The following is a 14518-nucleotide window of genomic DNA, read 5'->3' on the forward strand; positions in this document are numbered from 1 at the left end:
CGGCTTCTCCCTCATCCTGCGCTTCCGCCACGCACGATCTCCATCACCCCGACCCCCGTCGAACGTTTGTTTTCTCATGATTCGCCGCTCGGTCGTCATCGGTTCATCCGCGACCAGCACGGTGCACGGGCAACCCCAAGGAGCCCCATGTCACACCGTGTCCGCCGCCTTCTGCTCACCTTCGCCGCGGCGGTTCTCCTCTTCCTCGGCCTTGTGCGGCCCGCCGCCGCCCATGGCTTCACCTCCACCGTGTACGCGCACGTCACCGCCGACCGTGACGGCCCGATCCGGACCGAACTCAAACTGGAGTACGACCTGCTCGTCGTCTCGGCCGCCGACGCGGGCGACGACGACCCCCTCTTCCGGGACGGAACCGACGCGTTCGAGAACGGGGACGCCGATGCGCGGTCCGCGGCCCTCGACGCCCACCGCGAGACCGCCGTCGACTACGTCACCCGGCGCTTCACGGTCACCACGGGCGGCGCCGTCTGCGCACCGGCCCCCGTAGGCACGTTCCGGACGGGCCGTGAGGAAGGCGTGCCCTACGCGCTCCTGACGCTCGACTGGACCTGTGCCGGACACGGCACCGGCGACCACGAGATCCGCAGCACCCTCTTCCCCGACGCGGAGGGGTACGTCAAGGGAACCAAGACGATCGTCACCTACGACGTCGACGGCCTCACGGGCAGCGCCGCCCTCGACACGGGGCACCCGTCCTTCTCGATCGGCCAGTCCTGGGCGGAGCGCTTCTGGGAGTTCTTCCGGCTCGGCGCCGAGCACCTGTTGACCGGCACCGACCACATCCTGTTCCTGCTCGCCCTCATCGCCGGGTCCAGGCGGCCCCGCGAGGTCGTCCTCGCCGCCACCGCATTCACCCTGGCCCACTCGGTGACGTTCCTGCTGGCCGCGCTGGGGCTGGTCGAGGTCCCCGCCGACCTGGTGGAACCCGTCATCGCCCTGTCCATCGCCGTGGTCGCCGGCTGGCACCTGTGGCGGATCCGCGGGCGTGGCACCGCCGTCGGCGACCTCCCGGCGCCCACCGGGGGCCGGTTCGGTCTGGACCGCGCCGGATGGACCCGGCTCTGCGTGGTGTTCTGCTTCGGACTCGTGCACGGACTCGGCTTCGCCGGGGCGCTCGGCATCGAGGCCGCGTGGTCCTGGACGCTGCTGTGGTCCCTGCTGGTGTTCAACATCGGCATCGAGGCCGTCCAACTCGCCGTCATCGCCGTGCTGTTCCCCCTTCTCCTGCTGCTCGGGCGCCGCTCGCCCCGGGCCGCGCTGTGGGCCACCGGGACACTGTCGGCGGGCGTGGCCGTGATGGGGCTCGTCTGGTTCGTGCAGCGGGTGACCGGATCGTAAGCGCAGGTCAGCGGTGATGTTCAGCCCACGCCAAGATCACATTCAAGCGGCGTTCATCTGGCGCCGACAGCGTGGCGTCCACCCTCGCATGTGCACCGCATGCGCACCGTTCGTACACAGAAGAAACGACACTTCATGAGATCGAACTCCTCCCCGCAGGCCCGTGGGCCTGTGCGGCACCGTGTGGCCACCGGCGCGACCGCCGCGTTCCTCGGTCTGACCGTGGCCTTCGCGGGCGGACAGGCCGCACCGGCCGCCGCGGCCGAATCCTCCACCCTCTCCGGCATCGTCCTGGGTGTCGGCGCCAACGAGACCCAGCGCACCGTCAACTGGTACTCCTCCGCCGACACCGCGCAGAAGGTCCAGCTCGTTCCCTCCGCGCGCCTCACCGGCGGCGAGTTCCCCGCCGACTCCGCCGTCTTCGACGCGCTGGGCGCCGCGAACATCGCCGGCAGCGGCGGCTACAACCGCAACGCCACCCTCACCGGCCTGAAGGAGAACACCGCCTACTCCTACCGCGTCGGCACCGAGGGCAACTGGTCGAAGACGTACTCCTTCACCACGCAGGACTTCGAGGGCGAGTACGACTTCCTCTTCCTCGGCGACCCGCAGATCGGCTCCTCCGGGGACCTGGCGCAGGACCAGGCCGGCTGGGAGGACACCCTCGACGTGGCCACCAAGGCCAACCCGAAGGCCGAGATCCTGGTCTCCGGCGGCGACCAGGTCGAGAGCGCCAACAACGAGTCCCAGTGGACCTCCTTCCTGGCGCCCGACCAGCTCCGCCAGTACCCGTGGGCCGCCACCATCGGCAACCACGACGTCGGCGGCAAGGCGTACGAGCAGCACTTCTCGACGCCCAACACCGACCGCTCCGGCTCGCTGTACGCCAACGGCAACCCCGAATCCAACACCTCCGGCGGCAACTACTGGTACATCTACAAGGATGTGCTGTTCATCGACCTCAACAGCAACAGCTACGCCACCTCCCAGGGCGGCGGGGGCGACGAGGCGCACACCAAGTACGTCACCGACGTCATCAACCAGCACGGCTCCGAGGCCAAGTGGAAGGTACTCGTCTACCACCACGCGATCTACTCCCCGGCCTCGCACGCCAAGGACAAGGACAACAAGGTCCGCCGGGTGGACTTCCCGACGACCTTCTCCAAGCTGGGCGTCGACCTGGTCCTCCAGGGTCACGACCACAGCTACTCGCGCAGCTACCTCATCAAGAACGGTGAGAAGGCCGACGCGAAGGAGCAGCCCGGCGCGTCCGACGTCTACCCGGGCCCCGGCGGCGTCCTGTACGTCACGGCCAACTCCGCCTCGGGCTCCAAGTACTACGACATCACCACGCCCGACAACAGCGGCACCAGCGGCGCGGGCAACGGCCCCGACCCGCTGAACCCGGACAGCTACTGGTACAACTCGGTGCAGAACCAGGAGCACGTCCGCAGCTACGTCAAGGTGGGGGTGCGCAACGACAAGCTCGTCGTGGAGAACCTCCGCAGCGGCACCTGCGAGGCTCCCAACTCCCAGGTTTCCAAGGGCGACTGGTGCAAGAACACCACCGCCGCGCAGCCGGTCGGCTCGGTCGTCGACAAGGTGACCGTCCACCCGTACAACGGTGACGGCCAGTCCCTCCAGGTGGACGTGCCCGAGGTGGCGCCCGGCGAGTTCGGCTGGACCATCGACGGCTACAACGGCCTGGTGGACCTCGGTACCGCCAAGGAGGAGAACGGCGACCACTTCACCGCCTCCGGCAAGATCAACCCGATCCTCGTGTCGGACACCCGCCGCTCGCTCTCCCCGTGGTCGGTCTCGGCCGACGTGAGCGCGTTCAAGGACGCCGAGAAGACGTTCGCGGGCTCCTACCTGGGCTGGAAGCCGTACGTGCTCGACCAGGGCGCCGGCGCCCAGGCCGGCTCGCCGGTCGCCTCCGGCTACGACGGCAAGGGGCAGGGCCTGTCCATCTCGCGGGGCCTCGGCTCCGCGCCCCAGGGCCACCCCCGCGGTACCGCCAAGCTCGGTGCCGACCTGGCCCTCAAGATCCCTGACACGGTCCAGAAGGGCGGCTACCGCGCCACCCTCACCATCACCGCGCTGAGCAGCTGACGTTCCCGCTCCACCGGCGTGGCGGGCTCCGGCAGTTCGCCGGAGCCCGCCACGCCCCCCTTCCGAGAGAGACCCCATGTACGCAGTGGCACCACCTCGCCGCCCCCTCCCCGCCCTCGCCCGCACCGCCCTCCTCATCCTGCTCACGGCCCTGGTGTCCGGCATGTCCGCCGCTCCGGCCCTGGCGGCCGGAGGCGACGTCACCTGGACGGTCCGGACGGCGGCGAACGACTACGGGGACGACCGGTCGAGCTTCAGCTACGGCGTCAACCCCGGCGGCGAGGCCGAGGACGCGATGGTCGTCGCCAACCACGGCAAGGAACCGCTGCGCCTGGCGGTCTACGCGGCCGACGGCTACACCACGGACAAGGGCGGCCTCGACCTCCTCACCCAGGACAAGAAGTCCCGCTCCATCGGCTCCTGGGTGCACACCCCCAGGACGAGCGTGGAGATAGCCCCGGGCAAGAGCGCCGAGATCCCTTTCACCGTCACGGTCCCGCGCGACGCGACCCCCGGCGACTACGTGGGCGGCATCCTCACCTCGCTCAAGCAGTCCGACGACGCCGAGGGCATCGCGGTCGACCGGCGCCTCGGCATCCGGATCAAGCTCCGCGTCAGCGGAGCCCTGCGGCCCGCCCTCGCGGTCGAGGACGTGCGCGTCGGGTACGACGGATCGGCCAACCCGTTCGCCCGGGGCGACGCCACGGTCACGTACACCCTCCACAACACCGGCAACGCCCTGCTCTCCGGCACCCAGAAGGTCACCCTCACCGGCCCCTTCGGGACGCTGAGCACCGACGCGGCGGATGTCGCGGCGCCGCCTGAGCTGCTGCCCGGCGAGCGCTGGAAGGTCACGGTCCCCGTCCACGACGTCACCCCCGCCTTCCGGCTCACCGCCACCGCGACCGTCACCCCGCTCATCACCGACGCGGCCGGTTCCACCACCGCGCTCGACCCCGTACGGGCCACGGGGCACGGCTGGGCCGTGCCGTGGACGGCGCTGGTGATCCTGATCCTCGTCGTGGCCGCGGCCGTGGCGGCGTTCGTGCTCACCCGGCGCCGTCGCGCCCGGCGTGCCGAGCGGGAGGAGGAGCGGGTACGCGAGGCGGTGGACCAGGCGCTGCGGGAGAACGCCGGACACCAGGCCTGACGACCGGGAACGCCACTCGTACACCCGTGCGACCGACGGGACCCGCCGCCTCGTACCATCGCGGCACGGCCGAACGGCGACCCGCTCCGGCTCGGTGGGCGTGCGAGGGATGTGCGGAGATGCTTGACATGAGGAGCCACGCCGACGCGCTGTCGTCGTTGCTGGTGCCCTATGGCGACGACTTGGGCGACGAGGTGGACTGGGCCGAGGCCGAGGCGGCCTACGGCGTGGAGTTTCCCTCCGACTACAAGGAATTTGTGCGACGGTTCGGACAAGGGACCGTCGAAGGAAAGATCTGCGTCATGCTGCCCGTCGCCACCGCCGAACCGGCGACGAGGAGGGTGGCGTACCTGTCCGACCTGGTGCGCGCGCCCTCGACGTACGGCCGGGAGGTCCGGTTCGGCTCGCACGCCTACGGGTCGGACCACATGCTCGTATGGGGCGAGACGGACAGTGCCGACGTGCTCGCCTGGGTGGTCCTCGGCCCCGATCCCGCGACCTGGCCGGTCGCCGTGTGGGTGAGAGGGGACGCGGCCTGGGTCGTACACCCGTGCGGGACGGCGGAGTTCCTCGGCAAGCTGCTGCGGGGCGAGTTCCCCGAGTGCCCGATCAGCGACACCTCTCTCGTGGGGATCCCGAGCCCTCGGTTCCTGCACGACAGGGAGGAAGAGCGCCTGGCGGAGCACGGTGTCCACCCGTGGGACGAGGACTGACCGCGTGACGGCGGCGGTGTCACGCGCGTGGAGGCGTCCGGTGGAGTGCGGTGCCCGCTGTCGCCGGACGGGGCGCCCCGCCCGCGGAGTCACTGCCGCAGGACGCCCCGGTCAGGCGTGGACGGAGGTCAGCCGCTCAGCACCGGGCCGATGAGGGTGCCTTCGGCCACCGTGAACTCGCCCTCGGCGAAGGAGTTTCCGGGGATCTCCCCGCCCGGAGCCTGGAGAGTGAAGGCCACCTCGTCCGCGGCGGTGACACGGCCGGTGTTGGGCACCTGGATGTCGAAGTGCACCGGGTGCCCCGGTCCGAAGGACACGGCCGTCTTCTGGTCCCCGTAGCGGCTGGCCGTGATGCCGCTCTCCGCACCCCCGGATGAGAACCGTACGCCGGTGGGGGAGCCGGCCAGCGTGCACGGCTCGTACCCGGCCGGGGCGGTCAGGGTGACCCGGTAGTGGCGGTGCCCCGAACTGCTGGGCGCGGCGGTGATCTTCGCGATGTGGTTCGCCGGACGGCACGCGGAGGGGGCGAGGCCACCGGTCGTCGCCGACGAGGCCTGTGCGATTCCCCCGCCCGCGGTGCCCGCGAGCACCATGGCGGCGAGAGCGACGGCGACCTTCCGATTGATACGCGTCATGAGCATTCCTTGCCTTGCTTGTAATGGCTCCGCGGATGTTCTCCGTCAGAACCATGGTCAACACGATTCCTGCCCGCGCGTTCTCGCGGAGAATGTCTCAGGGCTGTCACGGTGAGTGGCCGATGGGCGCGGCCCATGGAGGGACGGCCTGTGGACGGGCCGCATCGCTCCATCCGGCCGGTGCCCGCGGGCTGTTGCACGTCGGGGCGTGCGCGATACGGTCGGTGGGCCTTATCGATCACCTGCGCACGAGAACGAGGAACGGAACGGCATGGCTGGTTTACACGAGCGGACACAGCGGATAGACACCTCGACGGCTCACTCCGCGCGGGTGTACGACTACATCCTGGGCGGCAAGGACCACTATCCGGTCGATGCCGAGGCGGGCGACGCGATGTGCCGGCACTGGCCCGCGCTGCCCGTGCACATGAGGGAGAACCGGCGGTTCATGCACCGGGCCGGCCACTACCTCGCGCAGGAGCGGGGCATCCGCCAGTTCCTCGACATCGGAACCGGCCTGCCCACCGCCCCCAATCTGCACGAGGTGGTGCAGGAGGTGGCGCCGGAGTCGCGCGTGGTCTACGTCGACAACGACCCCATCGTCCTCGCGCACGCCCGCGCCCTTCTGCAGGGTTCGGCCGAGGGCGCCACCGCCTACGTCGATGCCGACATGCACGATCCCGAGGCGATCCTGGAGAGCCCGGAGTTCCGGTCGCTGATCGACCTGGACGAGCCGGTCGGCCTGATGATCATCGGGGTCCTCCACTTCATCATGCCCCCGGACGACCGGCGTCTGGTGCGGCGGCTGCTGGATCCGCTGCCGCCGGGCAGCCACCTGGCGATGACCGTCGGCACCGGGGACTTCGCGCCCGAGGAGGTCGGCCGGGTGTCGGAGGAGTACACCCGGCAGGGTATGCCGATGGTGCTCCGCGACCTACGGGTCGCTTCCTCGTTCTTCGACGGCATGGAACTGGTCGAGCCCGGCGTGACCCAGGTCCACACCTGGCGGCCCGGCTCGGAACAGGACGGCGTGGACGGCCGGGCCATCGCCATGTACGGCGCGGTGGCCCGCAAGGTGTGAGCCGCGCACACGTGTGACCCGCGGGCGCTCGGACACCATGGGCCCGGTTGCCCTCCCGCCGAGGGAGGGCAACGCCCCGCGCGTGCCGTCGCGGCGAGCACGTCTATGAGCGTACGGGGCGATGAACGGCCGTCCGGGGCGGCCTTGTTGAGCCCGCGCCACGGGTAGCCCTGTGTGCGTGGGGCATCAGCGGCGAGGGGCTCGCCCGGTGTCCGTCACGTCCCGGCACGGCCGCCCTTCTTCCACGTTCGCGGTCCGGCGGGCCGCCTCACCCGTAACGCCGTCACCGCCCTTCACCGACAGCCCGCCCCTTGACAGTTCAGCCATGGCCGCATGCAATATATTGCATGCCAGTTCCGCACAGCCGGGGCCTCGTCTCCCGGCCACTCCTCCGGGAGAGCGCCTACCGCGCCATCCGTGACGCCATCGTCGACGGCACGCTCGTCCCGGGCGAACGTCTCATCGACGGCGACCTGGTGGCCTGGCTGGGGATCAGCCGCACGCCGGTCCGCGAGGCCCTGACGCGGCTGGAGCAGACGGGCCTGGTACAGACGAAGCCCGGCCGCTACACGATCGTCAGCCCGCTGGACGTGCGCGCCGTGCGCGCCGCGCAGTCGGTCACGTCGGCCATGCACGAACTGGCCGTCCGGGAGGCGGTCCCGCACCTGGACGCCGCCGAGTTCGACGCCATGCGCGAGGCGAACGCGCGCTTCGCCGACGCCTTGCGGCGCAACGACGCCGACATGGCGCTGGAAGCCGATGACGACTTCCACCACGTGGCCGTGGCCGCCTGCGCGAACGAGGCCGTACGCACCGTCCTCGATCAGTTCACGCCTGTGCTGCGACGCCTGGAGCGGCTGCGCTTCTCCTCGTTGAGCGGTCGCGGATCGGTCGCCCAGCATGAGCGGATCATCGCGCTGAGCGCGGCCGGAGACGTCGAAGGAGCGGTCGCCGCCACCCGCGCCAACTGGCAGACGCTCCTGCCGCTGCTCGACACCTGGCCGGCCTCCGGCGAAGAACCGGGCGACGCCACGGCGGGCGGCCACGCACCGGGGTGATGACGCCCCCTTTCCCCTGACCACCTCTCCACCACGAGCCCTGCCCTCAGGCGCCGGGCCGGACCTACCGCGAGGAGCCCCGATGTCCCTTGACGACTTCGAGCGTTACCCCCTTCTGTTCGGCCCCAGCCCGGTGCATCCGCTGGACCGGCTGAGCGACCATCTCGGCGGGGCCCGCATCTGGGCGAAGCGCGAGGATTGCAACGCCGGGCTGGCCTACGGCGGCAACAAGACCCGCAAGCTGGAGTATCTGCTCCCCGACGCGCTACGGCAGGGCGCGGACACCCTCGTCAGCATCGGCGGTGTGCAGTCCAACCACACCCGGCAGGTGGCGGCCGTGGCCGCCCATGCGGGACTGAAGGCGGTACTGATCCAGGAGAGCTGGGTGGACTGGCCGGACGCGGTCAACGACAAGGTCGGCAACATCCTGCTCTCCCGCGTCATGGGCGCCGACGTGCGGTTGGTGCGGGCCGGGTTCGGCATCGGCGTCAAGGACAGCTGGCGCCAGGCCCTGGACGACGTACGGGCGGCGGGCGGCACACCGTACGCGATCCCCGCCGGCGGATCGGACCACCCGCTGGGTGGCCTGGGCTTCGCCAACTGGGCCCGCGAAGTGCAGCGGCAGGAAGCGGAACTGGGCGTCTTCTTCGACACCATCGTGGTGTGCAGCGTCACCGGCAGCACGCAGGCCGGCATGATCGCGGGATTCGCGGGCCAGGACCGGCCGCGCCGGGTGCTGGGCATCGACGCGTCGGCGAAGATAGCCGAGACCCGCGACCAGGTGGCGAGGATCGCCCGTAACACCGCCGAACTCATCGGCCTGAAACGGGACGTGCGGGACGACGAGATCACGGTGCTGGAGGGCTGGGCAGGGGATCTCTACGGCATCCCGGTGGAGTCCACCGTCGATGCCATCAAGCTCACCGGCCGGCTCCAAGGCATGATCATCGATCCGGTCTACGAGGGTAAGTCCATGGCCGGACTCATCGACCTGGTGCGCGGCGGCGAGATCCCCAAGGACTCCAACGTCCTGTACGCCCACCTCGGAGGCCAGCCCGCGCTCAACGCCTACAGCGGCATCTTCCACTGACCGCGTTCCTGACACACCTCTTCGACGAGATCGGCCCCGGCCGGACGACCGGACCGGCCGGGGCCCCGTGAGCCGACGTGTCTCCGTGACGGCCCGGCCTGCCGGCGAACGGGCCATCACCTACGCTTCCGGGCATGGCAGCAGAGAACGGAAGGGCCGGAAAGGCCCCGGAGCCCCGGGTGCAGTTGGTCATCGGCATCGTCCGCAAGGGCGACGAGATCCTGCTCGTACGAGAGAGCCTCGGCATCAACGGCGAGAGCCTCTGGTCCCTTCCCGGCGGTGGAGTCGAGGACGGCGAGCTCATGAACGAAGCCCTCCGGCGCGAACTGCGCGAGGAGACCGGGCTGCTGGTGGGCAACCCGGTACGGACCGCGTTCCTCATGCACATCGACTCCGAGCAGCACCCTTCGGCCCTGGCCGTCGCCTTCGAGATCGACGCGTGGTCGGGGAACCTCGCGCCCACGGACGACGACATCGAACAGGCGGCCTTCTTCCCCCTGCCCGACGCACTGAAGCTGCTCGGCGAACTGGACAGCGCGACGCAGCGGGACCCGATCGTCGGCCATCTGACCGGGACCGTGGCGCCGGGGACCACCTGGCTGTATCGCAACCGGGGTGAGGAGGAGACGCTCGTCGCCCGCTGGTGACGCCGGAACGTGGCCACCGGTGAAGAGCACGCGGAGTGAGGGGCACAGCGGGGCATGACGAGGACGCCCGGTGCCCGCGCCGGAACCGTCCGTCTCAGGGGCCGCGCCAGAGGTTGGCGTACGCCGCGTTCTCGATGGTCCGCCTCTGGCGTACGGCTTCCAGTTCCATCACCGCGTCGTGGACGGCGGCCACCACGGTCGTCACCGCCTCGTCGTCCAGGCCCGGCTCGTCGCCGGACCGTCCGTCGTCGATGCCCACGACCGAGGCGAGGGCGGCCAGGACGGGTTCCTTCGCCTCCCAGCGCCCGGCCGCCCGGCGGCGGCCGGGCGAGTCGACCGGTTCCACGCGTTCCGAACCGAAGGACAACCGGCCGCCCCGCTTCCGCGTCAGCTCGCCGTCCTCCTCCAACGCCGTCTGGTACACGGCCGAGAGGTCCCGGCCCCGGCGCCACAGCCAGTCCTCGATCCGCTCGTACGGCGGTTGCCGGGTGAGCCGCTCCGCGGCCTCGCCGAGGAGCCGATCGTCCGGTGCCGGTGGCCCGCCCGGCACGACGCGGTCACCGTCCACGGTGACGGCCCCCGCGCCGACCAGATCGATCAGCTCGGCTCCCGCGAGTGCGAGCGACAGGTCACCCTGCCCCACGGCGTGTTCCGGCCCCTGGTCTATGGCGATGACGAACAGGTCTTTCGCCGTGGTCATGAACGGCTCCCCTCGGAGACATCTGGGAAAGGGTGCGTCCCCATCGGCCGGCCCGTATCCGGAGCCGGCTCGGTGGTGAGGCGACCGCCACGGTCAGCAGGGCCGGAGCGGTCCGTATTCCAGCATGATGTATACAGTGAGCCGCTTTCATTCTCACGTCGACAGGTCGCGCGTCGGGTCGGTGAACGCGGCTTCGTAGCCACGCCACCGGTACCGGGGGACGATCCAGCCGTCCCCCGGTACCGGCGTAATGCGGGCTCGACCGCCGTGTGGCCGGTGAGCGGCCGGTGGCGGCCGCTCACTCTCCCGGCGTCACGTTGCCGTGCGGGGTCAGCGGCACCTTCTGTCCAGCCACGACGTGAAGTCCTTCGTCCAGGTGGTGACCATCGGCACGGAGGTGACGGGGGAAGCGTACTGATCCATCTTCTCCTGCCAGGTGGCGTAGTGGCCGGAAGCCGCCGGAGCGGGCTCCTCCCAGCGGACCGTGGGCGCGTCGATCCAGCGCGGGTGGTTCGTGAGCGTGGCGCCGAGCCCCGCCGCCTCGATGCGCTTGACGAGTTCGGGGCGCAGCTTGTCGTGGAGCGTGTAGATCATGATCTTCTGCGTGGCCGCACGTTCCGAGATGGGCGCGATGACTTCCTTCCACGCGGCTTCGCGGATGGACGCGTCGGCGTTGAGCAGGGACAGCTCGTTTTCGCCCTTGAGTTCCACGAAGGCTGCCATCTGCTGTTTCTTGGCACTGTCGAGCCATTCGCGGAAGGTGTACACCGTCTCACCGGTGAACGGGCCGTGGTCGATCGTACGGCCCTTGAGCTGGTCGGCGCCGGTGGCCCACCAGATGTCCCTGACGTCGGCCTTGGTGCCGGTCAGACCCCTGGTCGAGAGGTTGTGCCACATCACGCCCTTCGTGCCGTTCTTGGTGAGCCGGAGGTCCGCCTCCACACCGCTCGCACCCCAGCTCTTCTGCTGCGCGAGGCCCTTCGGGTGGTTCGGCTGGCGCACCTGGTCCCGCTCCCAGGCGTCCGGCCCGGTGGGGTAGCCGCCGTGTCCGAAGACCGTCGGGCAGAGGGGCAGGGGACTGTTGTAGCGCTCGACCATGTGGGCCCTGGTGAACGTCCACTTACCGGCGGGGACCTCCCAGCTGTGCAGGGCGTCGCCGAGGGTGCCGTCCGGCTTGGCCGTGAAGGTGATGGTCTTCACCCGGCCGTCGCTGTAGCCGTAGAGGGTGGCGAGGTCGTCGCGGCCGTCACCGTTGTAGTCCCCCGTGACGATGTCCATCCTGTAGCGGCTGTACCACCCGTCCACGGCGTTCAGAAGCTCGCGCCGGTTGCCGAACTTCCCGTCGGCGTCCAGGTCGAAGCCGATCAGGGCGTCGTGCCCGTCGGCGTAGTCGTACCACGCGGCGAACTCGTCACGGCCGTTGCCGTCGAAGTCTCCTGAGTACACACTCACCCGGTCGAACTGCCAGCCGCTGAGCTCCGCACCGCGGACGGGCTCATTGAAACCACCGTCGGGCCTGCCGGTGAAGACCATGAGCCTCACGGTGCCGGAGGTGTAGCTGTCCAGCACGCCGATGTCGGCGCGGCCGTCACCGTCGTAGTCACCGGTGGCGAACTTCATGCGCCCGACCTCCCATCCGTCGGCGGCGGGGCGCTGGAAGGACGAGAAGGGGGCGGCGAAACCGCCGTTGGCGTCGGCCAGGAACGTGAAGAGCTTGTCGTCGCCGTTGCGGTAGTCGTACCAGGCGGCGATGTCGTCGCGGCCGTCACCGTTGAAGTCCCCGGCCTGGGCGGTGATGGCGTCGAAGGTCCAGTTACCGGGTGCCACGGCCCAGGAGGAGAAGTAGGTGGCGAAGGTGCCGTCGCCGTTGCCCAGCCAGGTGAAGAGGGAGACCCGTCCGTCGTCGTATCCGTAGAAGGCGGCGACGTCGCCCGTCCCGTCACCGTTGAAGTCACCGGTGACACGCTTCATGTGCTCGGCCCAGAAGTTGCCCTTGGCCGTTTCCCAGCCCACGAGGGGCGCCGAGAAGCCGCCGTCCGGGGTGGCGGAGAAGGTGTGCATGGCGTCGTGGCCGTCGGCGTAGTCGTACCAGGCGACCATGTCGCTCCGGCCGTCCCCGTTGTAGTCGTGGCGGGGGCCCGTGCCACCTGCTCGTACGGCCGCTGTTCGCGTTCCGCCATCGTTGTCGTCCGTGGGGAGGGAGCTGACCTCGGGCCACGGGGCTCCGGAGGAGACGGCCGGGGACGGCGCACCGTCCGCTGCGGCGCTCGCGCTGCCGGTACCCGACTGCAGAACGAGCAGAGCGCACACGACGGCGGCGCTCACTATGCCTGAGAGTCTCTTCATTCGATTGTTCATTCCCCTTGTCATGGGTCACTGTCATGGGATGGAAGAAGGCTCCAGCCCGCGTCCGACGGGGGATGGCTTCGGAAGTGGTCGGAAGTGGACGGCAGTTCAGGGGTGGTGTCGGTATGGTGCCGGAACCAGGAGCGATTGTCGCCCGAAGAGCCGGTGAAAAGGGGGTAGTTGCTCCCGGTGGTTTGTGCCGTGTCGCATCGTTCCGTGAGTCGAGGGCTTCGCGTCCATGGACGGCCGTCCGGTGCGAACGGACGGAACCCGGACGTGAACTCCCCGACCACCTGTCCGCGTCCTGGGCTGTGCCGCCCGGTCTCGGCGGTACAACGGGACTCGGTGGCGTGGACGAGCGAGGGCCGGTTGGGCGCGTTCGTGAGACCGACTGGCTCACCCCGCCGTGGCCGTGTCCGGCGCTAATGGCCCTGGCGCAGGTGGCCGTAAGGAGGCCTCACCGAAGCAGAGCGACGCCCTTTCCACGGAACGGCGGCCGTGCCCTGGGATCACGTGGTCCGTGCGGTGGGGGGCGCACGGACCGCTCAACGCCCTTTCGGTACGACCGATTACGGGACAGAGTCGAACGTATTGGTGGACCCGTCGGAAGGCCGGGCACGCAGGGTCCGGCGGACGGCGCTCCGTAGCCAGCGGTGTGCGCTGTCGGCGGTGTGCCGGGGATGCCAGGCCATGCCGATGGTCACGGGCGGCAGCGGCAGCGGGATGTCGAGGAGGCGCAAGCCGAGGAGGGTCGCCTGCTCGGTCAGGGGCGAGACGGCGGCGTCGGGCGGGGCGGCGGGGACCAGGGCGACCACGTCGCTGCGGGCGGCGAGGCCCAACGCGGCCAGGTGGTTCGGCAGGACCACGGTGACCCGGCGACTCAGACGGTGCTCGGCGAGGGCGTCGTCGACGGGACCCGTGAAGCGTCCGCGGCGGCTGACCGCGACATGCTCGGCGGCGGCGAACCGGGCCGGCGTCAGGGGCTCCCCGGCGAGGGGGTGACCCGGCCGGACGGCGGCCGTCATCCACAGGGTGACCAGCTCCTCGACCTGGGTTTCGGGATCCACGTGGTCAATGGCCCCGACCTCCAGGTCGACCCGGCCGTCGCGGAGGGCGGGCCCCGCCTCCAACTCCTCGGCCCGGAACCGCAATGACAACCCGGGTGCCTCCCGCCCGGCCAGGGCCAGCAGGCCGGTGGCGAGTGCCGCACCGACCAGGTCGGCTGCCTGGAGGGTGAGAGTGCCACGCAGCGAGGCGGGGTCCATGTCGGCGGCCGGAGTCAACAGAGCGCCCAGCCGGCGCACCACGGCGGCGGCCTCGTCCCGCAGAGCCAGTGCCCTGGGGGTGGGCACCATGCTCTGTCCGGCCCGGACCAGCAGGGGGTCCTGGAGGATACGGCGGAGGCGGCCGAGGGTGCGGCTCATCGCGGCCGGGGACGTGTGCATGCGGGCCGCGGCGCGGGTGACGCTCTGCTCGGCGAGCAGGGCGTCGAGGGCCACGGCGAGGTTGGCGTCGATGACGGGCGCCAGAGCATCTGTGCTGTTCATCGGTGTCATTCCGTTTCAGGCAATAATCCGTTGCTGAAGTTCCCATTGTGGCAATGCTTCGCGCGTTCGCAGTATTGAGG

General features: G+C 70.3%; 12 protein-coding genes. 8 read left to right on the forward strand and 4 right to left on the reverse strand.

What is annotated here, in order from left to right; translation table 11 throughout:
* Nucleotides 1-147 precede the first annotated feature (147 nt).
* The 4 genes from B9S64_RS31630 (at nucleotide 148) to B9S64_RS31645 (ending at nucleotide 5334) form a co-directional block, all read left to right on the forward strand.
* The gene (locus B9S64_RS31630; protein ID WP_103493758.1) at nucleotides 148-1359 is read left to right on the forward strand and encodes a HupE/UreJ family protein; all 1212 of its coding nucleotides are present in this window, start codon (nucleotides 148-150) and stop codon (nucleotides 1357-1359) included.
* Nucleotides 1360-1494: 135 nt separating this feature from the next.
* Nucleotides 1495-3471, forward strand: coding sequence for a metallophosphoesterase family protein (locus B9S64_RS31635; protein ID WP_103493759.1), 1977 nt, complete (start codon nucleotides 1495-1497; stop codon nucleotides 3469-3471).
* Nucleotides 3472-3547: 76 nt separating this feature from the next.
* On the forward strand, nucleotides 3548-4621 hold the full coding sequence (locus B9S64_RS31640; RefSeq protein ID WP_103493760.1) for a WxL protein peptidoglycan domain-containing protein: 1074 nt from the start codon (nucleotides 3548-3550) through the stop codon (nucleotides 4619-4621).
* Nucleotides 4622-4740: 119 nt separating this feature from the next.
* Nucleotides 4741-5334, forward strand: a complete 594-nt coding sequence (locus B9S64_RS31645; RefSeq protein WP_258038071.1) for an SMI1/KNR4 family protein — start codon at nucleotides 4741-4743, stop codon at nucleotides 5332-5334.
* Nucleotides 5335-5462: 128 nt separating this feature from the next.
* Here B9S64_RS31645 and B9S64_RS31650 read toward each other — a convergent pair whose 3' ends face one another.
* Nucleotides 5463-5969 (reverse strand): DUF4232 domain-containing protein, encoded by a 507-nt coding sequence (locus tag B9S64_RS31650; protein WP_103493782.1) that lies wholly within the window; start codon nucleotides 5967-5969, stop codon nucleotides 5463-5465.
* A 271-nt stretch (nucleotides 5970-6240) separates the two neighbouring features.
* Here B9S64_RS31650 and B9S64_RS31655 point away from each other — a divergent pair, with 271 nt between their 5' ends.
* From B9S64_RS31655 to B9S64_RS31670, 4 genes are all read left to right on the forward strand, one after another.
* Entirely contained in the window at nucleotides 6241-7050 is an 810-nt protein-coding gene (locus B9S64_RS31655) for an SAM-dependent methyltransferase (protein ID WP_103493762.1), read from the forward strand.
* A gap of 347 nt (nucleotides 7051-7397) precedes the next feature.
* Nucleotides 7398-8108, forward strand: a complete 711-nt coding sequence (locus tag B9S64_RS31660; protein ID WP_103493763.1) for a GntR family transcriptional regulator — start codon at nucleotides 7398-7400, stop codon at nucleotides 8106-8108.
* Between the two features lie 82 nt (nucleotides 8109-8190).
* Complete coding sequence (locus B9S64_RS31665; RefSeq protein WP_103493764.1) at nucleotides 8191-9198, forward strand: 1-aminocyclopropane-1-carboxylate deaminase; 1008 nt, start codon at nucleotides 8191-8193, stop codon at nucleotides 9196-9198.
* 134 nt (nucleotides 9199-9332) lie between these two features.
* Nucleotides 9333-9845, forward strand: coding sequence for an NUDIX hydrolase (locus tag B9S64_RS31670; RefSeq protein ID WP_181012462.1), 513 nt, complete (start codon nucleotides 9333-9335; stop codon nucleotides 9843-9845).
* A gap of 94 nt (nucleotides 9846-9939) precedes the next feature.
* Here the strand turns inward: B9S64_RS31670 and B9S64_RS31675 are convergent, their stop codons facing one another.
* The 3 genes from B9S64_RS31675 to B9S64_RS31685 form a co-directional block, all read right to left on the reverse strand.
* Nucleotides 9940-10545 (reverse strand): GPP34 family phosphoprotein, encoded by a 606-nt coding sequence (locus tag B9S64_RS31675; RefSeq protein WP_103493766.1) that lies wholly within the window; start codon nucleotides 10543-10545, stop codon nucleotides 9940-9942.
* A 330-nt stretch (nucleotides 10546-10875) separates the two neighbouring features.
* On the reverse strand, nucleotides 10876-12891 hold the full coding sequence (locus B9S64_RS31680) for an FG-GAP-like repeat-containing protein (protein WP_258038072.1): 2016 nt from the start codon (nucleotides 12889-12891) through the stop codon (nucleotides 10876-10878).
* A gap of 569 nt (nucleotides 12892-13460) precedes the next feature.
* Nucleotides 13461-14438, reverse strand: a complete 978-nt coding sequence (locus tag B9S64_RS31685; RefSeq protein WP_103493768.1) for a LysR family transcriptional regulator — start codon at nucleotides 14436-14438, stop codon at nucleotides 13461-13463.
* Nucleotides 14439-14518 lie beyond the last annotated feature (80 nt).

This window comes from Streptomyces sp. SM18 (genome assembly GCF_002910775.2).
GTDB lineage: Bacteria > Actinomycetota > Actinomycetes > Streptomycetales > Streptomycetaceae > Streptomyces > Streptomyces halstedii.

Coding starts and splice junctions, on each gene's coding strand:
- B9S64_RS31670 (WP_181012462.1), top strand. CDS start 9,333: ATGGCAGCAGAGAACGGAAGGGCCGGAAAGGCCCCGGAGCCCCGGGTG.
- B9S64_RS31630 (WP_103493758.1), top strand. CDS start 148: ATGTCACACCGTGTCCGCCGCCTTCTGCTCACCTTCGCCGCGGCGGTT.
- B9S64_RS31675 (WP_103493766.1), bottom strand. CDS start 10,545: ATGACCACGGCGAAAGACCTGTTCGTCATCGCCATAGACCAGGGGCCG.
- B9S64_RS31665 (WP_103493764.1), top strand. CDS start 8,191: ATGTCCCTTGACGACTTCGAGCGTTACCCCCTTCTGTTCGGCCCCAGC.
- B9S64_RS31635 (WP_103493759.1), top strand. CDS start 1,495: ATGAGATCGAACTCCTCCCCGCAGGCCCGTGGGCCTGTGCGGCACCGT.
- B9S64_RS31655 (WP_103493762.1), top strand. CDS start 6,241: ATGGCTGGTTTACACGAGCGGACACAGCGGATAGACACCTCGACGGCT.
- B9S64_RS31640 (WP_103493760.1), top strand. CDS start 3,548: ATGTACGCAGTGGCACCACCTCGCCGCCCCCTCCCCGCCCTCGCCCGC.
- B9S64_RS31645 (WP_258038071.1), top strand. CDS start 4,741: ATGCTTGACATGAGGAGCCACGCCGACGCGCTGTCGTCGTTGCTGGTG.
- B9S64_RS31685 (WP_103493768.1), bottom strand. CDS start 14,438: ATGAACAGCACAGATGCTCTGGCGCCCGTCATCGACGCCAACCTCGCC.
- B9S64_RS31680 (WP_258038072.1), bottom strand. CDS start 12,891: ATGAAGAGACTCTCAGGCATAGTGAGCGCCGCCGTCGTGTGCGCTCTG.
- B9S64_RS31650 (WP_103493782.1), bottom strand. CDS start 5,969: ATGACGCGTATCAATCGGAAGGTCGCCGTCGCTCTCGCCGCCATGGTG.
- B9S64_RS31660 (WP_103493763.1), top strand. CDS start 7,398: ATGCCAGTTCCGCACAGCCGGGGCCTCGTCTCCCGGCCACTCCTCCGG.